Origin of the sequence: Sulfitobacter sp. F26169L (assembly GCF_026410285.1) — a bacterium.
GTDB lineage: Bacteria > Pseudomonadota > Alphaproteobacteria > Rhodobacterales > Rhodobacteraceae > Sulfitobacter.
On record NZ_JAPMLP010000004.1, the window covers coordinates 242436 to 263477 of the forward strand.

The window sequence follows — 21042 nt, forward strand, 5'->3', positions numbered from 1 at the left end:
CAATCCTTACGCACGTTCAAAAGCCAGCCGCCCTGCGAGGGCCACAAATATCGCCGCAAACGCGCGGCTGAGCCATGTCATCATCCGCTCTGACCCCAGCAGCCAGCGCCGCGCGTTTGCGGCGAACATGCCGTAAACTACAAAAACGGCGAATGTCATGGCCATGAAAACGACCCCCAGCAGCGCCATTTCGATTGTTGCTGTGGCGGGGTTGCCGGACAGGAAAGGCGGCAGAAGGGCGAGGAAGAAGATCGAAAGCTTGGGATTGAGGATATTGATAAGCGCGCCGCGCAATCTGCCAGCCACTTTCACGGCTGGCTGTCGCATTTACACTCAGCGCGCCGCCGTCTTTCAGGGCTTGCCATGCGAGGTAGAGCAGGTAGGCAACGCCAGCCCATTTAACGGCAGTAAACAGCAGTGCCGAGGTGTGCAGTACTGCCGACAGCCCAAGTGTTGCAGCCGCGAGGTGCGGGAGAATTCCGAAGGTACATCCGAATGCTGCCCAAAGTGCGGCGCTGCGCCCCTGACCAAGGCCGAGCGCAAGAGTGTAGATCACGCCAGTGCCGGGGACGATGACGACGACAAGGGCAGTGAGCAAAAACTGGAGTGAGATCATCGGACGGACCTTTGATTTGGAATGCTTGAGGCTACGCCAGAGTGATGTCAGTTGTGAAGGGTGGAATGGTTGGAGAGACGGAGATTGTGTCGCCAAGCTCAACGGCTGCTATACGAAACGAAGTGAGTCTTTTCTGCAACTGAGCCAATGGCTGCTGTTGCCAGTCAATGCGGTGAACTTTCTGGCGTATGTTAATGCGTTCTTGCGAGCAGACAGGACAGTTGCGCGTAGTTTCTTGCGCAAACCGCTCGTCCCGAAGTAGCCTAAAAGGGGAGGATAGAATGCGAATTTTTTTGACGTTTGGTTTATGCGCCTGCTGCATTACATCGGGTATCGGCAGGGCAGAGACAATCACAAACGAGGCGACGATAGGTGTTTTGGCATATCGTGGTTCAGCCGAACTAAAGCAGAAATGGATGCCTCTCAGTGAATATTTGATGGCCGTAATTCCCGGATGGTCCTTTCAGATTGTTCCTATGACGCTTTCTTCGGCGACGGAGCAGATCAAGTCAGGCCAGCTGGATTTTGTCGTGACAAACCCTGGCCACTTTGTGACGCTCAACCGAGAACACCGCTTGAGTGTGCTTGCGTCGCGATCACAGGAAAAATCTGACGGGCGGCACTCCACCGAATTCGGCAGTGCTATCATTACCCGCAGAGACAGCGGCATCCAATCATTGAGCGATGTCGCGGGTAGGTCCGTTACAGCAATCGGTGCAAATGCTTTTGGGGGGTTTCAAGCCGCTTGGTACGAGTTTGATCGTAGCGGGATAGATCTGTTTTCCGACACATCCAGCCTGACATTTGTTGGTTTTCCAATGGATCAGGTCGTTGCTCAAGTTTTGGCAAAGGAAACAGACGTTGGCATCGTCCGAAGCGGCTTGATGGAAGACATGTTGTACGAAGGGCGTATTGATAAAGATGAAATAAGATTTCTGAACACCAACGGGATCTATGATCATCCGGACACGGTCAGCACAATTCTCTATCCAGAGTGGCCATTTGCGGCTTTGGCCGCGACTGACTCGAACCTCAAAACCCATGTCGCCGTCGGACTGCTGCAAAGCGGAAATAGCCCGCTTGCTGCCAAGTACGGAATGATTGACTTGTGGTCTGCGCCCCTTCCGTATCACGGTGTGCAGGATTTGACTGAAACCTTCCAAGCGCGCTTGGAACAGACCAGTTTGCGACAGTCCACCTTGTTTGCGAAAGCGGTGTGGGTTGGGTTGCTGGTTTTGTTATCAGCAGGTGCTTTGCTTTGGTGGTGGCGCGCCAATCATGGAGCAAAAGAGTTGGATAAAGTGGACGACGGTATGGCGGATGAAGCCGCCAATCTGACCCAGCGTGAGCAGGAAATACTGGCGTTTATTGCAAAAGGATATTCGACAAAAGAAATTGCAATTGATCTTGGGATAAGCCCAAAGACCGTCGAATTTCATCGCGCAAATCTGTTGCGCAAGTTTGGTGCACGCACTTCAAGCCAGCTAGTTGCGTTGGCAACCTAGGGTAAACCCTAGTACTGTTTTACTGGAATCTTAGGGTTCTGCTGAGGTGTGCGGGATCACTTTCCCTGTCAGACTTCTTATACCCGTTCAAAAAGGAACGGGCATTAGGGAGAGCCAAATGAAATATCTATTATCCTTGTGCCTGACAGCTGCACTTGTTGTGATCGCATTTTTTGCGCAAGCGACGGATGCGCAGGCCGAAGAACGCTATGGAAAGCAGAAGGTCGTCTATCATATTAACTATGATGGCGGTCCAGATGACAAAAAATACCGTGGCGCGATGCGCAATATCCAAAACCATATCAATGCTGTTGGTGCCGACAACATGGATATCAAAATTGTTTTGCACGGAAATGGTCTGGGGCTTCTGTCGCAAGCAAAAACAAACGAACTTCTCCAAGGTCAGGTTCTGGAACTTAAAGGGCAGAACGCGGACTTTCACGTCTGCAACAACACATTGAAGGGCCGTAAGATTTCTTATGAAAATGACCTTTTCGACGTTTTTGAGGAGGACATTGTGCCCAGCGGTGTAGCGGAACTTTCACACCTGCAAATGCAGGGTTACACCTACATCAAACCCTGACGCGCACAATCCATACGTCAGTCTTCTAAATCCGTACCGGCAGGCGATCTGATCTTGCCGGTGCACCGCACGCTCCGCAATCGGTTCGGCGGTTCATGTGGCCGTCGCTTGAGAAATTCTTCGCTGAAGGACTGGAATGGTCCTGCTGATTAATTGCTTTGAAATTCAGGGGTGAAGGTACACGCATTGCGAACGGGCCCGGCCGCGATGACAGCGTTGGTTTTCGTAGGAGCCGTAAGCAGACCTTTATCAATTTCGCAGGATTCAACGCTTTGGGATTTGAGTGGTCATTAGACGCCCAACTTTGTCCGCCGGAGCAGAGTTTCAGCCCGCCTCGCGCAACACCCGCGGTACTTTGAATTCGACGCTCTCGACTGCCGTTTCGATAAGTTCTTCTTTCACGTCGTAACGGGCTCTGAAGGCGTCGATGACCTCGTTGATCAGAACTTCGGGGGCGGATGCGCCTGCGGTAATGCCGATGCTTGTGATGCCCTCCAGCGCGCGCCAGTCGATATCGTCGGCGCGTTGTACCAGTTGCGCATAGGCGCAACCTGCGCGGGAGCCGACCTCCACCAGACGTTTCGAGTTCGACGAGTTGGGCGCGCCGACCACAAGCATGGCGTCGCATTTCGGGGCCATGGCCTTGACCGCTTCTTGGCGGTTTGTGGTGGCGTAGCAGATATCTTCCTTATGGGGGCCGACAATGTCGGGGAACCGCGCCTTCAAGGCTGTGACAATATCGGCGGTGTCGTCGATGCTAAGTGTGGTTTGTGTCACATAGGCCAGCTTGGCGGGGTCGCGCACCTCGACGTGAGCCACATCGTCAGGGGTTTCGACCAGCAATACCTCCCCCTCGGGGAGTTGCCCCATTGTGCCGACAGTTTCGGGGTGGCCTTCGTGGCCGATCATGATCATTTGCAGGCCTGCATCGGCGTGGCGCTGGGCCTCGATGTGAACCTTGCTGACAAGAGGGCAGGTGGCATCAACATAGACCATGTTGCGGGCTTGTGCCGCGCTGGGCACAGATTTCGGAACCCCGTGCGCCGAGAAGATGACTGGCCGGTCGTCGGGGCACTCCGAAAGTTCTTCTACGAACACGGCCCCTTTTTCACGCAATCCGTCCACAACGAACTTGTTGTGGACGATTTCATGGCGGACATACACGGGCGCACCCCATTTGGTGATCGCCATTTCAACGATCTTGATCGCGCGGTCTACGCCTGCGCAAAAGCCGCGGGGCGCCGCAAGATATAGGGTGAGGGGGGGCTTGCTCATCAATGTCTCCGTGTCTGTGTACAGAGGTACGTTTGCATTGCAGTCTGGTCCAGTCCCCTTTTGCCTCAGCGGGCTTAATCGTGTGCTGTCGCGGGTTCACGTGCCGGGCGGCCGATCACATCGCGCAGATCGTCCAGTTCGATGAAATTGTCGGCCTGCCTGCGCAGATCGTCGGAAATCATCGGCGGCTGGCTGCGAATTGTGGAGACGACAGACACGCGCACGCCTTGCCGCTGGAGCGATTCCACCAAGGGGCGGAAATCACCGTCACCAGAGAAGATGACAATGTGATCTACCCGTGGTGCTAGTTCCATCGCATCCACGGCCAGTTCGATGTCCATGTTCCCCTTCACCTTACGGCGGCCCATGCTGTCGGTGTATTCCTTGGCGGGTTTGGTCACCATGGAAAAGCCGTTGTAGTTAAGCCAGTCTACCAAGGGGCGAATGGGAGAGTATTCATCGTTCTCCAGAAGCGCGGTATAATAAAACGCGCGCAGCAGCTTGCCTCGGCGCATAAACTCGGACCGGAGAAGTTTGTAATCAATATCAAAGCCCAGAGTCTTTGCGGCTGCGTATAAATTCGATCCGTCGATAAACAGCGCTAGGCGCTCGTCCTTATAAAACATCTTGTTTCCTTGAAATACCCGCTGCTTGCAGCGTAAGAAATTTACATTCAAATTCCGGTTCTGATGGTCCAGACCGTTTCAACCCTCTATTTAGGTATATTGGCAAATGTCACAAGGTCTGGTCATGGGGAAAAAAAGCGTAGTTCCGCCCATCGCCTTCTATACATGCCTGATCGCGTTGGGATCAAATCTCGATTTTGAGGATGACGTCCCGTCAATCGTGCTGGATAGAGCGCTCGCAAAGCTTGAGGCGCGTGGATTTGTGATTCGCAAACGGAGCCGCAATTTCACAACGCCTGCCTTTCCTGCGGGGGCCGGTCCGGATTTTGTGAACGCTGCTGTGATGGCGGAAACTGCGTTCGATGCCGATGAGGTGCTCGCACATCTGCACGCGGTCGAAGCTGAAATGGGGCGCGCGCGCGCAGTCCGCTGGGGCGCGCGCACAGTTGATCTGGATTTGATAGCGGTGGATGCACAGGTGTTGCCGGACGCACAAACCCATCAATACTGGCGACAATTGCCGCTGGAGGTTCAAAAAACCACGGCGCCAACTCAATTGATCCTGCCGCATCCGCGTCTGGCAGAGCGGGCATTTGTGCTGGTTCCGCTGCTGGATGTTGCGCCGCAATGGCAGCATCCGGTCACCGGAATGACCGTTCAGCAGATGCATGACGCGTTGCCTGCACAGCAGCGCGCAGAGATCGTGGCACAATAATACCTGCTTGTAAATTGCGCAGAACACGCATACGTAGCTCTTTCTAGCTGAAAATTTACTTGGAGCGTCCAATGGCCCGCGTAACCGTCGAAGATTGTGTTGATAAAGTCCCGAACCGGTTTGAACTGGTCATGCTTGCGGCGCATCGCGCACGCGAAATCTCTGCGGGATCACCTGTTACTGTTGACCGTGACAATGACAAGAACCCCGTTGTTTCCCTGCGTGAGATTGCGGACGAAACGCAGAATGCGGATGATCTGCGGGAGCGTCTGATCGAAAGCAACCAGCACCAGATCGAAGTGGACGAACCCGAAGAAGACGCGATGGCGATTCTTATGGGCGCCGAGCAGGACAAGCCGGAAGAAGACAGCATGTCCGAAGAAATGCTTTTGCGGCAACTGATGGCGGCGCAAGGGCAGGGGTAACACTGGGCAGGAATGATCTTCTTGTCAGAAGACCGAGGCAGATAATGACAACGACTGCCGATGATCTTGTTACATTGGTCCGCGGGTTTAACCCCAAAACAAACGAAGCGCTTATTCGCGCCGCCTACTCCTATGGAGAGCGGATGCACGAGGGGCAGACCCGTCATTCGGGTGAGCCCTATTTCACCCATCCTGTTGCTGTGGCTGCCATTCTGGCAGAGCAGCAGCTCGATGATGCCACAATTATCACCGCATTGCTGCACGACACCATAGAGGACACACCTGCGTCATATGGCGAGGTGTTGGAACTGTTTGGCAAGGACGTGGCGGAGTTGGTGGATGGTGTGACCAAGCTCACCAATTTGCAGCTGAATTCCTCGGAGACCAAACAGGCCGAAAATTTCCGCAAGCTGTTTATGGCGATGTCCAAAGACCTGCGTGTTATTCTGGTCAAGCTGTCGGACCGTTTGCATAATATGCGCACGATCAAGGCCATGCGTCCTGACAAGCAGGTGCAAAAAGCCCGTGAAACCATGGATATCTATGCGCCACTGGCAGGGCGTATGGGGATGCAGTGGATGCGCGAAGAGCTGGAGGATCTGGCCTTTCGGGTGCTCAATCCCGAGGCGCGCCAGTCGATCATCCGCCGCTTTATCCGGCTACAAAAAGAAACCGGCGACGTTGTGGAGCGGATCACCGCCGACATGCGCAAGGAACTCGCCGCCGCAGGTCTGAACGCCGAGATTCTGGGGCGTGCCAAAAAACCCTATTCCATCTGGCGCAAAATGGAAGAGAAGGAGCAGTCTTTCTCGCGGTTGTCTGATATTTTCGGTTTCCGCATTATCACCGACAGCGAGGAAGACTGTTATCGCGCGCTGGGCGTGATCCACCGTCGCTGGCGCGCCGTTCCGGGGCGGTTCAAGGACTATATCAGCCAGCCGAAAATCAACGGTTACCGATCTATCCATACAACTGTGTCGGGCCGCGACGGCAAGCGGGTAGAAGTGCAGATACGAACGCGCCAGATGCATGACGTGGCCGAAACCGGAGTTGCGGCGCATTGGTCCTACCGTGACGGCGTGCGGTCAAAAAACCCGTTTGCGGTTGATCCAGTAAAATGGGTCTCTCAACTGACCGAGCAATTTGATGGTGAAGATGATCACCAGAACTTTCTCGAAGCAGTAAAGCTGGAAATGTACGCCGACAAGGTGTTCTGCTTCACGCCCAAGGGCGAAGTCATCAAGCTGCCCCGCGGTGCGACTCCGATTGATTTTGCCTATGCAATCCACACTCGTATCGGGTCCGCCTGTGTGGGGGCGAAGGTGGACGGAATTCGCGCTCCCCTTTGGACGCGGGTGAAAAATGGCCAGTCGGTTGAAATCATCACGGCAGAAGGCCAGACGCCGCAGGCGACATGGCTGGACATCGCAACCACAGGTAAAGCCAAGACGGCCATTCGCAGAGCGCTGCGAAGCGTGGATCGCGCGCGGTTTGTAAAATTGGGCCGCGAGCTCGCGCGTTCGGCATTCGAGCATGTGGGCAAGAAAGCCACCGACAAGGTTCTGGCAACAGCCGCACGCGCCATGCGCGTCGGTGATGTTGATGATCTGTTGGAACAGCTGGGCAGCGCCGAGATAACAGGTCGCGAAGTGGTGAGCGCGGTTTATCCAGGGCTTGCCAAAGTCACCGGCGATGAAGTTGACCAGAAGCGCGCGGTGATCGGTCTGGAGCTAGGGCAGTCGTTTGACCGCGCCCCTTGCTGCGAGCCATTGCCCGGCGAACGTATTGTCGGAATTACGTTTCGCGGCCGGGGCGTCACGCTGCATGCAATCGATTGTGACCGTCTCAGCGCCTACGAAGATCAGCCCGAGCGCTGGCTAGACCTGCGCTGGCACGATGGCAGTCACCCTGCTGTATACGGTGTGACTATTGATATCACGGTCGCAAACGACAAAGGGGTTCTGGGCCGTATTTGCAGTCTTATCGGAGAAGCCGGTGCTAATATCGCAGATCTGCGGTTTGTCGAACGAAAGCCGGACTATTTCAGGGTTCTTATAAACGCCGAATTGCGGGATGTGATGCAGTTGCATTCGTTGATGCTGACGCTTGAGGCGGAAAATAACGTGGCCGCGATCAGCCGTTTCCGGGATGTCGAAGCAGACATCAGCGATGTGGTGGAGAAAGTGCTGTGATTTTCAAACGGCGTGATCCCAAACCTTTGTTTCGTTCGGTGACGGAAATGTTGTGGCCGCGCGGCGGTTGGGCGCGCGCATTTCATTACGTGAAACACCGGATGCGCCGCTTGCCTGACAGCCCCGAACGGATTGCACGGGGGATTTGGGCAGGCGTTTTCGTCACGTTTTCGCCGCTGTTCGGAATGCACTTTTTTGCAGCCATGCTGATTGCGAAGCTGATGAAAGGTAACATTCTTGCCTCGCTGATGGCGACGTTTGTGGGCAACCCGCTGACGTTTGTGTTCATCGCGCTTGCCTCATTGAAATCTGGTCACTGGATTTTGGGCACCGAACTGGAAGAGGGCGAGTTACGCGCGCTTAGCCGCAAGTTTTCGGATGCGGGAAGCGATTTGTGGCACAACTTTGTTTCGATTTTTACTGCCGACCAGATGGACTGGTCCGGTCTTGCGATCTTTTCGCGGGATGTATTCTATCCCTATCTGATCGGGGGTATTTTGCCCGGTATCTTCTTTGCGACGATCAGTTACTATCTGGCTGTGCCTGTGCTGCACGCCTACCAGAGACGGCGCAAAGGTGCGATTAAGGCCAAGTTTGAAGCGCTCAAAGCCAAGACGGCTGCGAAAGCAGAAGAAAAAAAGCTGGCTGCGAAGGACAAGAAGGAAAAGGCAAATGGCTAAGCTGCGTTTGGGTGTGAATATCGATCATGTTGCGACAGTGCGCAATGCGCGTGGAGGCGACACGCCTGATCCGTTGCGCGCAGCACGTATAGCGCAGGATGCGGGCGCGGACGGGATCACGGCACACCTGCGTGAGGATCGTCGCCATATTTCAGATGCCGATATCGAGGGGCTGATGGAAATGCTGAGCGTACCGCTGAATTTCGAAATGGCAGCAACAGCCGAGATGCAATCGATTGCGCTGCGCCACAAACCGCATGCGGTTTGTATTGTGCCCGAAAAACGCGAAGAGCGGACAACCGAAGGTGGGCTTGAGGTTGCGCGCGAAGAAAACCGTCTGGCGCATTTTATCGCGCCGCTGCGCGAAGCGGGATGCCGCGTTTCGATTTTCATCGCCGCAGAACAGCGCCAGCTTGAAGCCGCGCACCGGATCGGGGCGCAAGTGGTCGAATTGCACTCGGGCGCGTATTGCGACGCCTACCATGAGGGTCGATTCGAACAGGCAGAGGCCGAATTGGCCAAGCTGCGCGAGATGGCAAGTTTCGGCCATGCGCTGGGGCTGGAAATTCACGTTGGTCATGGGCTGACCTATGATACCGTTTCACCCGTCGCCGCCTTTCCCGAAGTGGTCGAGTTGAATATTGGTCATTTTCTGATTGGCGAGGCGATATTTCTGGGGCTGGAACCTGCAATCCATGAAATGCGCCGCCTGATGGACGAAGCGCGGGGCGTTTGAGTGTCTGCTGTAACGTGGCTGCCACAGCGTTCGATCAGGTGACCGAATGATTTTGGGCATCGGCACAGATCTGGCGAATATTGAACGCATTCAAGGCACGTTGGACCGCTTTGGTGACCGCTTTCGCAATCGGGTATTCACCGAGATCGAGCAAGCAAAGGCTGAGCGTCGCAGAGATGTGGCTGGCACTTATGCAAAACGCTGGGCGGCAAAAGAAGCATGTTCAAAGGCGTTGGGAACAGGATTGCGGATGGGTATCAGCTGGCGTGATATGGCGGTCAGCAACCTAAAGACAGGGCAACCCGTAATGGCAGTTACCGGCTGGGCAGCAGAGCGGCTGGCGGCCATGACACCGGAAGGCCACGAAGCGATCATCCACGTCACCCTGACCGATGATCATCCCTGGGCGCAGGCATTTGTGGTGATAGAAGCGCGGCCTATAGTCTAGGAGCGTGCGCGCACCTTGACACTGCGCGCCGCCCTGCGCATGTAACCCGAAGATTAAATCAACAGGAGCGCCGCATGGCCAAGACGGAAAAAAAGGGCGGTGCCATCGTCGAGACAATCAAGACGGTTGTCTATGCCCTGCTGATTGCTGGCGTGTTTCGCACGCTGTTTTTTCAACCGTTCTGGATCCCTTCCGGCTCAATGAAGCAGACCCTGCTGATCGGTGATTTCCTTTTCGTGAACAAGATGGCGTATGGCTACTCCTACGCCTCCTGTCCCAGCATCATCCTGCCGAGTGTCGGCATCAATCTGGATGCGAAAAAGCTTTGCGGCGTGTTTGACGGCGATAACAAACGCTTGTTCGGCGGCACACCCGAACGCGGTGATGTTGTGGTTTTTCGCCACCCGATAACGGGTCGCGACTATATCAAGCGCCTGATCGGCCTGCCCGGTGACAAGTTGCAGATCACCGACGGGATTGTGCAGATCAACGGTGAATCGATCGAGCAAACCCCCGACGGGCAATTCGAAGAACTGATGGAGCTTCAGGGACCGCAAGGATTGCGCCCCCGCTGTGCCAATGGTGCCGTTGGTCAGGGCGGGATTTGCATAAAAGAGCGCAGTATCGAAACCATGCCAAATGGCGCAAGCTATGCGGTGCTGAACATCGGGCCGCAGGCATCAGATCGTACGGGTGTCTATTCTGTGCCCGAGGGGCATTATTTCTTTATGGGTGACAACCGCGATAACTCCGCCGATAGCCGTCTGGCTCAGGCAGCGGGTGGGGTGGGGTTTGTCCCTTACGAAAACCTGATCGGGCGCGCGGACCGGATTGTTTTCAGTTCGGGTGGTCGGTCCATGTTGTTTTTCTGGACGTGGCGCGGCGACCGCTTTTTCAAAGGGATCAAGTGAAACTGTCTTCCGAACTCAGAGCATTTGAAGAGCGTCTCGGGTATAAATTCCAGACGCCTAAACTGCTGAACGAGGCGGTTACTCATGCCTCCATGTCGACGCCCAACCGCGATGATAACCAGCGGCTGGAGTTTTTGGGAGACCGCGTGCTGGGGCTGGTTATGGCCGAGGCGCTTTTGCAGCTGGACACCAAAGCATCGGAGGGGCAGTTGGCGCCGCGTTTCAATGCGCTGGTGCGCAAGGAAGCCTGTGCCGATGTAGCGCGTGAAATCGATATCGGTGCTGTGCTGCGGCTTGGACGTTCGGAGATGTTATCAGGCGGGCGGCGCAAGCAGGCGCTGCTGGGCGATGCCATGGAAGCGGTGATTGCCGCTGTGTATATTGATGGCGGCTTTGATGCGGCGCGCGCACTGATCTTGCGGCTCTGGGGTGCGCGGACAACCTCTGTTAAAGACGATGCACGGGATGCAAAAACGTCGTTGCAGGAATGGGCGCAGGCGCGGGGGCTGGAGCCGCCTGAATACGTGCTGACCAAGCGCAGCGGACCGGACCACGCGCCGGTGTTTACAATCGCTGCGCGTTTGTCCACGGGCCAGACGGCCCATGCGACTGGCAGTGCGAAACGCGCCGCTGAACAAGATGCCGCAGCGATGCTGCTGGCTCAACTGGAGCAAGAGACATGAACACCGAACCGACAAGCGCTGCAGATACGGCTTCGACGCGTGCGGGGTTTGTCGCCCTGATCGGAGAGCCGAACGCAGGCAAGTCAACGCTGCTGAACCGGATGGTCGGGGCCAAAGTCTCGATCGTGACACATAAAGTGCAAACAACACGGGCGCGCATACGCGGTGTGGCCATGGAGGGGCAGAGCCAGATCGTGTTTGTCGATACTCCTGGTCTGTTCGAGCCGCGCCGCAGGCTGGACCGGGCGATGGTCGCCGCCGCGTGGGGCGGTGCTGCTGATGCGGATGTTGTGGTGCTACTCGTCGAGGCGCAGCGTGGCCTGACAGAGGGGGTGCAGCGTATTCTCGAACGGTTGAACGAGATCGGCGAAGGCGCGCGCGTTGCTTTGGCAATCAACAAGATCGACCGGGTGGAAGCGCCCGTACTCCTGGGCTTGAGCGAGAAGCTGAACAACGCTTATCCCTTCGTCGAGACATTTATGATCTCGGCGGAGCGGGGGCACGGCGTGGACGTTTTGCGCACATGGCTTGCCGGTCAGGTGCCGGAAGGGCCCTGGCTGTACCCAGAGGACCAGATTGCCGATCTGCCGATGCGGATGATTGCGGCAGAGATGACCCGCGAGAAGCTGACCCTGCGCCTGCATCAGGAATTGCCCTACCAGATGACAGTTGAGACCGAAAAGTGGGAAGAGCGCAAAGACGGCTCTGCGCGGATAGATCAGTTGATTTACGTTGTGCGAGACGGGCACAAGGGAATTGTGCTCGGTCACAAGGGCGAGACGATCAAAGCGGTGGGCAAAGCGGCGCGTGAAGAGATGGAAGAGTTTCTGGGACGCAAGATACATCTGTTTTTGCAAGTAAAAGTACGGCCCAACTGGCTGGAAGAATCCGAGCGCTATTCCGAGATGGGGCTGGAGTTCAAGGACGGCAACCAATGACCGGCGGGGCCGCATGTGGCCGGCGCCGGATCGAGTTTGCAGGACTAATGATGTCGGGGGCGTTGTGTCCCGTCTAACTGCACGGTTCTGGGTTGATGCCTATCTCGCGCGACTAAGGGTGTTTGATATCTCTGCGTTTGTGGTTGCGCACGGGGACGACACGGGGGGCGCGGTACTGGTGAAGCTTGCGACGCTGGACGGAAACGCGGTGGTTTACCAACGATCGTTCGATCTGGCGAGCGGGGAGCGGGTTTGGGCGGAATTGACATCGGGCGCGGAGACGGAGGTTGATGAGGCGGTGGCGCGGCAGCTTTCCTTTGATCCCGACCTTTGGGTGATCGAGGTAGAAGACCGAGCGGGCCGGCATCTGCTGGATCACGAAGGGCTAGCCTGATGGAGTGGCGCGATCAGGGCATATTACTGAGTTCGCGCCGCCACGGGGAAACCTCCGCGATTATCGAGGTGTTTACGCCCAGTCGGGGACGCCATGCCGGTATTGTACGCGGCGGCACCAGCCGTAAAATTTCGCCGATCTTGCAACCGGGTGCGCAGTTGGATCTGTCATGGCGCGCGCGGCTGGAAGATCACATCGGCGCTTTCACAGTGGAGCCTGTGCGCAGCCGTGCGGCTATTGCCATGGGGGGACGGCTGACGCTGGCAGGGCTGAATGCCGTGACCGGATTGATCCGCTTTTGCCTGCCCGAGCGGGAGGCGCATCTTCCGCTTTACAGGCGCACCGAGACTTTGTTGGATCTGTTGGGGCAGGATGATATCTGGCCATTGGCCTATCTGAAGTGGGAGTTAAGCCTGCTGGAAGAATTGGGGTATGGTTTGGATTTGGGTGCCTGTGCGGTGACCGGCGCCACTGAAGGGCTAATCTATGTCTCTCCCAAATCCGGGCGCGCTGTTTCGCGCGAAGGCGCGGGGGAGTGGGCGGACAGGCTATTGCCATTGCCGGATGTGTTGCGCGGGGTTGGACCCGCCGGTGATGCCGAAATTGCACAAGGCCTCAAGACAACAGGATATTTTCTGCACACCCGGCTTGCTGGCGATGCGGCATCAAAGCCGTTACCGGAAGCGCGGGCACGCTTTATCGATGCGTTCAATCGCTCGATTTGAAGACCATAACCAGACCTTCGGTGTTGGATAAAACCAGCGTATCGCCTGCAACCTCAGAGAGTGTCGCGGATTCTAACGCAGCGAGAAATGCCGTTTCTGCCGTCATTTCGGGGCATGCTACCCGAGTGCTGCCAATGGGGCCTGCGTCAAACCATGGGTAGGGGGTCTTGAGCGCGCCGAAATAGCGGTTGCACGGACCTTCGCCTGCGATTTCGCCGGCTTTGGGAAATGTTAGTGTTGCCTTGGCCGGAAAGGTGGCGCCGCCGAGTTCTTTGAGTGTCCAAACGTGATCAGCACCGCCATAAGCGCGAACTGTCTCGTCGCCTTTGCAGGCGGAAAGGGCGGTCAGCAGGACAACTGCAAAGAGAAATGTCTTCATGCCAGTGCTACAATTGTATCGACCAACGCATCAAAAGCATCGGGGGTATCAGTTTCGATTTGTAAGTGCGGCAAGCCGATCAAAGCACCAAGGATGGCCTGCCCGAATGCCGGGTTGCGCAGGCCAAACTGACGCAACAGATGGTTCAGATACTGTGACCGTTCCGCATCCACTTCGGCCATACTGGCCGCAACCATGCTGTTGTTGAGGGCCCAAACGCGCAAGGCCGCTTCGGTCTGATCTGCAAGGATGCCATGACCGAAATTACGCAAGCGGATATCGGCAGGGCCTTCTTCGCCCAACCGCGCGACGACGTCGGCAAGTGCTTTTGAATGCCAATGACGCAGCAAGGCAGTGTGGTAAGCAGGCACATCTTTGAAGTGCCAGTAGAACGAGCCTTTGGTCGTGCCAAGCTGGCGCGCCAAAGGTTCTGCTGCCAATGCCTGAGGGCCCTGGGCACAGAGCGCAGTGAAACCTGCGTCGATCCATTTTTCGGGGGAAAGTCTGGTGCTGTTCATAGGCGCACAGGTATGCGCAGCGGGGGCGCGCCGCAAGTGCGCGCCCCCGTGAGGATCGGCGGGGTTTAGCCCAAAAGGCGGCGGGCGATGACCTGTGCCTGAATTTCTGCCGCGCCTTCAAAGATGTTGAGGATGCGGGCATCACAAAGCACGCGGCTGATCTTGTATTCAAGTGCGAAACCGTTGCCGCCGTGAATTTGCAAGCCGTTGTCCGCTGCGGCCCATGCCACACGTGCGCCCAGCAACTTTGCCATGCCTGCCTCAACGTCGCAGCGGCGGCCCTGATCCTTTTCGAAAGCAGAGAAATACGTGAGCTGACGGGCAATCATGATCTCGACCGCCATCATCGCCAGCTTGCTGGAGACACGGGGAAAGTTGATCAGGGCTTTGCCGAACTGTTTGCGCTCTTGCGCGTATTGCATGGAAATATCCAGTGCAGACTGAGCGACACCTATAGCACGGGCGGCTGTCTGGATGCGCGCGCTTTCGAATGTTTCCATCAATTGCTTGAAGCCCTTGCCTTCTTCGCCGCCAAGCAGGTTTTCGGCTTTGACTTCGAAGCCGTCAAAAGCCAGCTCGTATTCCTTCATGCCACGATAGCCGAGCACTTCGATCTCGCCGCCGGTCATGCCGTCGGTCGGGAAGGGATTTTCATCGGTGCCGGGGGTCTTTTCGGCCAGAAACATGGACAGACCTTTGTAGTTGTCTGTCGCGGAGTCTGTGCGTGCCAGCAGCGTCATGACATGAGTGCGGGCGGCGTGGGTGATCCATGTTTTGTTGCCAGTGACCTTGTATGTCTCGCCTTCCTTTACGGCCCGGGTGCGCAGGCTGCCCAGATCGGAGCCGGTGTTAGGCTCTGTAAACACAGCGGTGGGCAGCGTCTCAGCAGAGGCAATCTGCGGCAGCCACTTTTCTTTCTGCGCATCGGTACCACCAGCGATAATCAATTCGGCAGCGATTTCCGAGCGGGTGCCGAGTGAGCCGACACCGATATAACCACGCGAAAGCTCTTCCGAGACGACACACATGGAGGCTTTGGACAGCCCCAGACCGCCATATTCCTCGGGAATTGTAAGGCCGAACACACCCATTTCGGCGAGCTCGTTAATGATCTCCAGCGGGATCAGCTCGTCCTTGAGGTGCCACTCGTGGGCAAACGGCTCTACCTTTTCGACAGCGTAGCGGCGGAACTGCTCGCGAATCATTTCCAACTCTTCATCAAGGCCGGTAGCGCCGACCGTGACATTGGCGGAGTGTTCCTGCATCAATTCAACAAGGCGGGTGCGCGCCGCTTGGGTATTGCCGCCTTGGGTCAGTGCCATGATTGCAGGGTCCATAAGGCCGCGCTGGTCATCCTGGCTTAGACCTAGGTCTTGCAAACGGACGACTTCACCCTGATTCATCTGGATGCCACCGTAAATCTGCCAGAGGTATTCACCAAAAGCGATCTGGTGAATCAAGGCTTCGGTTTCGCCGAATTTGCCTTCGGATTGCATCCGTTCGGCCCATGACTGCATCTGACGCAACGCCTGCGCATAGGTGGCCAGCCACGCAAGGCCATGTGCCGCGGTCTGTTGCTGTTCGACCAGATCGTTCGAGACACGGTCGCCGTCGCTGACCATCGCGCGGACAGTATCGGTGGCGCGTGCCAGAATTGCATCAACAGGCGCAACAGCTGCGGCCGTTAAGGCAAGTAAATCGTCAAGGAGGATCGGTGCCTCCACATTCAACTGTCCATCGTGTGCCATCTATCAGTATCCTTTTTTCTTAGCCCTTGGCATAATCATTTCGCAGATGCAGCACAATAAAAATACGTTTCGCTGCGGCAATTTGGTCGAAAATTTCGCACCAAGAATTTATATCGTCGGCATTCGAATTTCGATGCACCGGATCAACTGTTTGTTATGTAGGGGCATGGAAACGGTTTTCCCACTTTTATCCCCCTATGAACTTGGGCTTGCTGCATTGATTGCGATTATCGCAGGCTTTGTCAAAGGCGTGGTGGGATTCGCCATGCCTCTGGTCTTTATATCAGGTTTGACCACATTTATGGCCCCCGAACTGGCACTTGCCGGATTGATCGTGCCGACGTTGGTGGCAAACGGACATCAGGCATTGCGACAGGGCGTTGAAGCCGCCGTCGTCTCGACGATCAAATTCAAACTGTTTTTGATGGTCGGTGGACTGGCCCTAATGATAAGTGCGCAATTTGTCCGCGTTTTTCCCGAGCAGGCAATGATGACGGTTATCGGTGTGCCGGTCACCTTCTTTGCGATTCTGCAACTGGCCGGATATAAGGTCAGGCTTGCAGGGCAGAGTAAGCCGGCTGAATTTGTTGCGGGCGTGATTGCTGGCGGGTTGGGCGGCGTTTCGGGGATTTGGGGCCCACCGACCGTAGCCTACCTTACCGCGTTAGACACACCAAAGCAGGACCAGATGCGGGTGCAGGGGGTGATTTACGGACTGGGGGCGGTTGCACTGCTCGTCGCGCATCTTGTTTCAGGTGTGCTGCGGGCGGAGACAATCGGATTTTCGATCGCTATGGTGCCGGCCGCGTATCTGGGCATGCGCATTGGTATGTTGGTAATGGACCGGATTGATCAGTCAGCATTTCGCCGCGCCACATTGTTTGTGCTTTTTCTGGCGGGGCTGAATCTGATCAGGCGGGCGTGGTTTACCTGACCATCCTCCGTTTTGGCGCAACGGCTGTACCCGAGATATCCTCAATAAAGCTCACGATCCTCTTTTTAACGGTTTCGTCCTGAATAGAAGCGAGCGCATTGGCGATCTCGAGACCCGAGTCGCGAGGAGTAGGAGTCTGACCCGAATCTTGAAGGCCTTCGAAAAAATACGCTGGAGATACGTCAAACATCTGAGCCAGATCAAACAAGCGGCTCGCTGCAATGCGGTTCGAGCCGATTTCGTATTTCTGTATTTGTTGAAAAGAGAGGTCGAGCCTGTGGGCGACGTCTGTCTGGGAAAACCGCCGTAATGTGCGGATCTGCTTGAGCTTGCGCCCTACGTGTACATCAACTGGATGAGCCATCACTAAACCTTAAATTGTAACTGTTACATTCTTCCGAGAATTTTTCCATTCAATCAACTGGATAGATTTAGACTTTTTTGTCAAATCCATGAACTCATGTGGTGATAGGGATTTAACCTTAATGGATGATAATTGTTGCCTTAATGGGTGATTTATGTACATTCGTCCTTTATGAACGATTTATCAAGTACCCCTACACAAGCAGAGTTGCAGCGGCATTCGCCGGCACTTCTACACGAAATGATGCGCTCATTCACCGCGTTGGCGCGCACCCTGAACCTAAGCGTCGCTGTCGCCGAATTGGGAAGTACACGCCAGACCGTGCGTCGCCACATTGCCCAGCTCGAAGAGGCGATGGGCGTCAAGCTGTTCGAAGTAGAGCAACGCCGCTATGTGTTGACTGAGAAGGGGATGCGCGCGCTTGCCCCTGCGCAGGCGCTTCTGAACCAAGGTGTAATCTGGTATCAGGGACAGTTTGAATACGTCGCCGGAATGCTCAGGTTTTCGTTCGAGGGTGAAAACGGTTGGGTTTATCATCAACAACAGCAACCTCTAAGTACGATCTGGTCCTGCCGCTCCGAACTTTTGCGCGCCGCGTTGAAAGCGTGGACCCTGTCGGAGGCGATGTTGGAAAGCGGCCATATGGCGACGATTCGCCCTTATATCGTGGCGTACCGGGAAAATGCCGAGGGCTGGATTTGTGTCGAAGTGGGCGAAAGTTCCTTTTATTCAAACTGGTTCGGTTGGGCGCAAGCGCGCAGCAGTGTTGGGCGAAATCTGAACAAATTTCCGGGGGGTGACGTGCTGGCCAGCCTTGCGGATGCGCCTTTTCAGGACATTTCTACGGGGCGTGGCGTCAGGCTGGATCAGGTGCTGACAAAGCTGCCGATGGGCGGCGAAGACGGCCCGCTGAGATTTGCCGCTTTTGACCGTCTGCTGATGGGTGTCAGCCTGCCGGACGGATCACCCGCCATTATGTCGGTGGTGGATCGCGCCTGTGAGGTGCGCATTAGCGATGTAGATTCGACAATTTTGGACAACATGCCAGAAGAGGCGAGGATTGATTTTATAAACTAGCAGAAAAATTTGGGGAGTTTGTTGCGTAATTCGCTACACTGATGGGGTAGCGGCAGCAAAAGGCGATTCCCGATGACAATGGTAACCCTCCAATCCGGCGACAGATTTGTTGCCAACAGTACCGAGATTTTTCATCAATATGGCGTTCAATTGGAGGTCGGGTACGACTTTGAAGCCTATCGGGAAATCTTGAAATATGCGCGACCGGATCAAACGCTGGGCGCGCCGTTTGACCCCGATGTTCACAAACTGACACCGCAGAACGCTCTTTGGGTGATCGGCCGGAACGCCGATGGTGAAATTGTTCATACGCAGGCTTTGCGGATGCTTGAGATGAAAAACCAGAGCATCGCCGAGTACTTCACCCATAACTTCAGAGATTTTCCACCCGCTGCCCCCAACCTTGACCTCGCGCGGTCAAGGTATCGCGCCAGTCCGAAATCGAAGCGGATGTTTGGCAGCGTTTGCTATAACGGTGAATTCTGGATCAAGCCGGGTGATGATTCGCTGCGCGGGCAGGGGTTTTCTTGTGTATTGGGCCGGTACGCATTTTGTCAGGCGCTTCAACACTGGAATCCCGATCACATGATCGGGCTGATGGCAAAACCGGTCGCCTGCAAAGGTTTCCCTCAGCGCCTTGGCTGGATGAATTCGCAACCAGGCGCCTTGCGGTGGTTCTTTGACGGGCGTGATGCACCAGTAGAAGGTTTCATGGTCTTTATGGATCGTGAAGATATGCATTATGTTCTGGAACTGCCGTTGAACGATCTGGTCGCATTGGCGGCATAGACAAAGAAAAAGGCCGCTGCATTTTCTGCACCGGCCTTCCCTGTTTTTTTATCCAATTCGGATCATCCGATAACGACTGCTTTCACATCATCGTCGATGTGGGGCAGGTATTGTTCGAAGTTTTCTGCAAACATCGCAACCAGCTTGCTCACCTGACGGTCGTATGATTCTGGGTTGTCCCATGTCCGGCGTGGATCCAGCAGGATGTCCGCGACGCCTTCAACCGATACAGGCACTTCAAAACCGAAGTTTTCATCGGTGCGGAATTTGCCTGTCACCAGTGACCCGTCAAGTGCTGCGGTTAGCAAGGCGCGGGTTGCGCGGATCGGCATACGGGATCCCGTTCCGTAAGCGCCGCCTGTCCAGCCGGTGTTAACCAACCAACAGGTCGCGCCATGCTGTGCGATCTTTTCGCGCAGCAGGTTGCCGTAAACTTCGGGGCGGCGCGGCATGAACGGTGCGCCAAAGCAAGTTGAGAACGTCGGTTCCGGTTCGGTCACGCCCCGCTCGGTGCCTGCTACCTTTGAGGTGAAGCCCGACAGGAAGTGGTACATCGCCTGAGCAGGTGTCAGGCGTGCAATAGGGGGTAGCGTACCGAACGCATCACAGGTCAGCATGATGATGTTTTTGGGGTGGCCGCCAACTGCCTTTTTCGACGCATTTGCGATGTAGTGCAGCGGATAGGCGCAGCGCATGTTGGCTGTCAGGCTGTCATCGTCAAAATCGAGGTCTTTTGTTTCCTCGTCATAAACCATGTTCTCGATGACCGTGCCAAACTTCTCTGTTGTGGCATAGATTTCCGGCTCCGCCTCGGGGCTGAGGTTGATTGTCTTGGCATAGCACCCACCTTCAAAGTTGAAGGTGCCGGTGTCTGACCAGCCATGCTCGTCATCGCCGATCAGCGTCCGCTCGGGATCGGCTGACAGGGTGGTTTTGCCGGTGCCGGACAGGCCAAAGAAAATCGCGGTATCAACCGGATTTCCAACTGCATGGTTGGCCGAGCAGTGCATCGGCATCACGCCTTTCTCTGGCAGCAGATAGTTCAGCAGCGAGAATACGGATTTCTTGTTTTCGCCTGCATACTCTGTACCGCCGATCAGGATCAGCTTGCGATCGAAGTTCATTGCAATCACGGTGTCAGAGCGACAGTCGTGCTTTTTCGGGTCTGCCTTGAAGCTGGGGCAGTTAACAACGGTAAAGTCCGCCACATAATCGTTCAGCTGGTCACGGTCGGGGCGGCGCATCATGTTGCGGATGAACAATCCATGCCACGCAAGCTCGGTTACGAAGCGCACGTTTATCGCGTGCTTGGGGTCGGCGCCGCCAACAAGATCCTGCACAAAATAATCGCCGCCTTTCATGTGGGACAGCATATCTGTGTACAGTGCGTCAAATCCGGCTTCCGACATTTCGGCGTTGTTTTCCCACCAGATCGTGTCTTTCACACTGTCGCTCATCACGACGTGCTTGTCTTTCGGAGAGCGGCCTGTGAATTTTCCGGTGGTAACGAGGAATGCGCCGCCTTTGCCCAATGCACCTTCGTCCCGCTTCAGCGCAGCTTCGATCAGGGCAGGCTCCATCTGGTTGTAATACACATTGCCCAGCCCTTTGATCCCTTGATCGTCGAGGCTGAAGTTCGGGTTGACCCGTCCGGTTTGCATGCAATGTCTCCTTTGGAAACTGCGCGCTTTGCGCAGCGTATTGGGAAATGCCCGGACCAAATGCGCACGGGCGTCTGAGGAATAACGGCCTCTTAGCACGATGATTTACGCGTTGAACAG

The 21042-nt window shown here is 55.7% G+C and carries 23 protein-coding genes and 1 pseudogene; 16 read left to right on the top strand and 8 right to left on the bottom strand.

Annotation, left to right across the window (positions count from 1 at the left end; genetic code table 11):
* Window positions 1-6: 6 nt before the first annotated feature.
* A pseudogene (locus tag OS189_RS10430) lies at window positions 7-616 on the bottom strand (LysE family translocator).
* Between the two features lie 281 nt (window positions 617-897).
* Between OS189_RS10430 and OS189_RS10435 the strand changes: the two are divergent.
* Together OS189_RS10435 and OS189_RS10440 are read left to right on the top strand one after the other, a co-directional pair.
* Window positions 898-2121: a PhnD/SsuA/transferrin family substrate-binding protein gene (locus tag OS189_RS10435; RefSeq protein WP_267167252.1), complete on the top strand. Its 1224-nt coding sequence runs from the start codon at window positions 898-900 to the stop codon at window positions 2119-2121.
* A 118-nt stretch (window positions 2122-2239) separates the two neighbouring features.
* The gene (locus OS189_RS10440; protein ID WP_267167253.1) at window positions 2240-2704 is read left to right on the top strand and encodes a DsrE family protein; all 465 of its coding nucleotides are present in this window, start codon (window positions 2240-2242) and stop codon (window positions 2702-2704) included.
* Between the two features lie 324 nt (window positions 2705-3028).
* Here OS189_RS10440 and ispH read toward each other — a convergent pair whose 3' ends face one another.
* Both ispH and OS189_RS10450 read right to left on the bottom strand, forming a co-directional pair.
* Window positions 3029-3979, bottom strand: a complete 951-nt coding sequence (gene ispH / locus OS189_RS10445; protein WP_267167254.1) for a 4-hydroxy-3-methylbut-2-enyl diphosphate reductase — start codon at window positions 3977-3979, stop codon at window positions 3029-3031.
* A gap of 74 nt (window positions 3980-4053) precedes the next feature.
* Window positions 4054-4605, bottom strand: coding sequence for a LabA-like NYN domain-containing protein (locus OS189_RS10450; protein WP_267167255.1), 552 nt, complete (start codon window positions 4603-4605; stop codon window positions 4054-4056).
* Between the two features lie 124 nt (window positions 4606-4729).
* Here OS189_RS10450 and folK point away from each other — a divergent pair, with 124 nt between their 5' ends.
* The 11 genes from folK to recO all read left to right on the top strand — a co-directional run bounded on the left by folK (window position 4730) and on the right by recO (window position 13452).
* Window positions 4730-5320, top strand: a complete 591-nt coding sequence (gene folK / locus OS189_RS10455; RefSeq protein ID WP_267167256.1) for a 2-amino-4-hydroxy-6-hydroxymethyldihydropteridine diphosphokinase — start codon at window positions 4730-4732, stop codon at window positions 5318-5320.
* A gap of 71 nt (window positions 5321-5391) precedes the next feature.
* Window positions 5392-5745 (top strand): DNA-directed RNA polymerase subunit omega, encoded by a 354-nt coding sequence (gene rpoZ / locus OS189_RS10460; RefSeq protein ID WP_267167257.1) that lies wholly within the window; start codon window positions 5392-5394, stop codon window positions 5743-5745.
* A 44-nt stretch (window positions 5746-5789) separates the two neighbouring features.
* Window positions 5790-7937 carry a RelA/SpoT family protein gene (locus tag OS189_RS10465; protein ID WP_267167258.1) on the top strand — a complete coding sequence of 716 codons (2148 nt, stop codon included), beginning with the start codon at window positions 5790-5792 and terminating at the stop codon, window positions 7935-7937.
* Entirely contained in the window at window positions 7934-8617 is a 684-nt protein-coding gene (locus OS189_RS10470; RefSeq protein ID WP_267167259.1) for a DUF2062 domain-containing protein, read from the top strand. The genes OS189_RS10465 and OS189_RS10470 overlap by 4 nt, the downstream gene beginning before the upstream one ends.
* Window positions 8610-9353, top strand: coding sequence for a pyridoxine 5'-phosphate synthase (locus OS189_RS10475; protein WP_267167260.1), 744 nt, complete (start codon window positions 8610-8612; stop codon window positions 9351-9353). Before OS189_RS10470 ends, OS189_RS10475 begins: the two co-directional genes overlap by 8 nt.
* Window positions 9354-9399: 46 nt before the next feature.
* On the top strand, window positions 9400-9801 hold the full coding sequence (acpS, locus tag OS189_RS10480) for a holo-ACP synthase (protein WP_267167261.1): 402 nt from the start codon (window positions 9400-9402) through the stop codon (window positions 9799-9801).
* Between the two features lie 74 nt (window positions 9802-9875).
* Window positions 9876-10712, top strand: a complete 837-nt coding sequence (lepB, locus tag OS189_RS10485; RefSeq protein ID WP_267167262.1) for a signal peptidase I — start codon at window positions 9876-9878, stop codon at window positions 10710-10712.
* Window positions 10709-11395 carry a ribonuclease III gene (rnc, locus tag OS189_RS10490; protein WP_267167263.1) on the top strand — a complete coding sequence of 229 codons (687 nt, stop codon included), beginning with the start codon at window positions 10709-10711 and terminating at the stop codon, window positions 11393-11395. The genes lepB and rnc overlap by 4 nt, the downstream gene beginning before the upstream one ends.
* Window positions 11392-12333 carry a GTPase Era gene (gene era, locus OS189_RS10495; RefSeq protein ID WP_267167264.1) on the top strand — a complete coding sequence of 314 codons (942 nt, stop codon included), beginning with the start codon at window positions 11392-11394 and terminating at the stop codon, window positions 12331-12333. Before rnc ends, era begins: the two co-directional genes overlap by 4 nt.
* A 64-nt stretch (window positions 12334-12397) precedes the next feature.
* Window positions 12398-12727 carry a DUF1491 family protein gene (locus tag OS189_RS10500; protein ID WP_267167265.1) on the top strand — a complete coding sequence of 110 codons (330 nt, stop codon included), beginning with the start codon at window positions 12398-12400 and terminating at the stop codon, window positions 12725-12727.
* Window positions 12727-13452 (top strand): DNA repair protein RecO, encoded by a 726-nt coding sequence (gene recO / locus OS189_RS10505; RefSeq protein WP_267167266.1) that lies wholly within the window; start codon window positions 12727-12729, stop codon window positions 13450-13452. The genes OS189_RS10500 and recO overlap by 1 nt, the downstream gene beginning before the upstream one ends.
* Here recO and OS189_RS10510 read toward each other — a convergent pair.
* The 3 genes from OS189_RS10510 to OS189_RS10520 form a co-directional block, all read right to left on the bottom strand.
* Entirely contained in the window at window positions 13436-13831 is a 396-nt protein-coding gene (locus tag OS189_RS10510) for an META domain-containing protein (protein ID WP_267167267.1), read from the bottom strand. The two genes, recO and OS189_RS10510, sit on opposite strands and share 17 nt — an antisense overlap.
* Window positions 13828-14349 carry a TetR/AcrR family transcriptional regulator gene (locus OS189_RS10515; protein ID WP_267167268.1) on the bottom strand — a complete coding sequence of 174 codons (522 nt, stop codon included), beginning with the start codon at window positions 14347-14349 and terminating at the stop codon, window positions 13828-13830. The genes OS189_RS10510 and OS189_RS10515 overlap by 4 nt, the downstream gene beginning before the upstream one ends.
* 65 nt (window positions 14350-14414) lie before the next feature.
* Complete coding sequence (locus OS189_RS10520; RefSeq protein ID WP_267167269.1) at window positions 14415-16097, bottom strand: acyl-CoA dehydrogenase family protein; 1683 nt, start codon at window positions 16095-16097, stop codon at window positions 14415-14417.
* A 166-nt stretch (window positions 16098-16263) separates the two neighbouring features.
* On the opposite strand from OS189_RS10520, the gene OS189_RS10525 reads away from it, so the two are divergent.
* Window positions 16264-17031 (top strand): sulfite exporter TauE/SafE family protein, encoded by a 768-nt coding sequence (locus OS189_RS10525; RefSeq protein ID WP_267167270.1) that lies wholly within the window; start codon window positions 16264-16266, stop codon window positions 17029-17031.
* Here OS189_RS10525 and OS189_RS10530 read toward each other — a convergent pair.
* Window positions 17024-17395, bottom strand: coding sequence for a helix-turn-helix domain-containing protein (locus OS189_RS10530; protein ID WP_267167271.1), 372 nt, complete (start codon window positions 17393-17395; stop codon window positions 17024-17026). The two genes, OS189_RS10525 and OS189_RS10530, sit on opposite strands and share 8 nt — an antisense overlap.
* Window positions 17396-17638: 243 nt before the next feature.
* On the opposite strand from OS189_RS10530, the gene OS189_RS10535 reads away from it, so the two are divergent.
* Entirely contained in the window at window positions 17639-18472 is an 834-nt protein-coding gene (locus tag OS189_RS10535) for a LysR family transcriptional regulator (RefSeq protein ID WP_267167272.1), read from the top strand.
* Window positions 18473-18544: 72 nt separating this feature from the next.
* Window positions 18545-19261: a hypothetical protein gene (locus OS189_RS10540; protein WP_267167273.1), complete on the top strand. Its 717-nt coding sequence runs from the start codon at window positions 18545-18547 to the stop codon at window positions 19259-19261.
* Between the two features lie 62 nt (window positions 19262-19323).
* On the opposite strand, the gene OS189_RS10545 is transcribed toward OS189_RS10540, so the two are convergent.
* Window positions 19324-20922 carry a phosphoenolpyruvate carboxykinase gene (locus OS189_RS10545; RefSeq protein ID WP_267167274.1) on the bottom strand — a complete coding sequence of 533 codons (1599 nt, stop codon included), beginning with the start codon at window positions 20920-20922 and terminating at the stop codon, window positions 19324-19326.
* Between the last annotated feature and the right edge of the window lie 120 nt (window positions 20923-21042).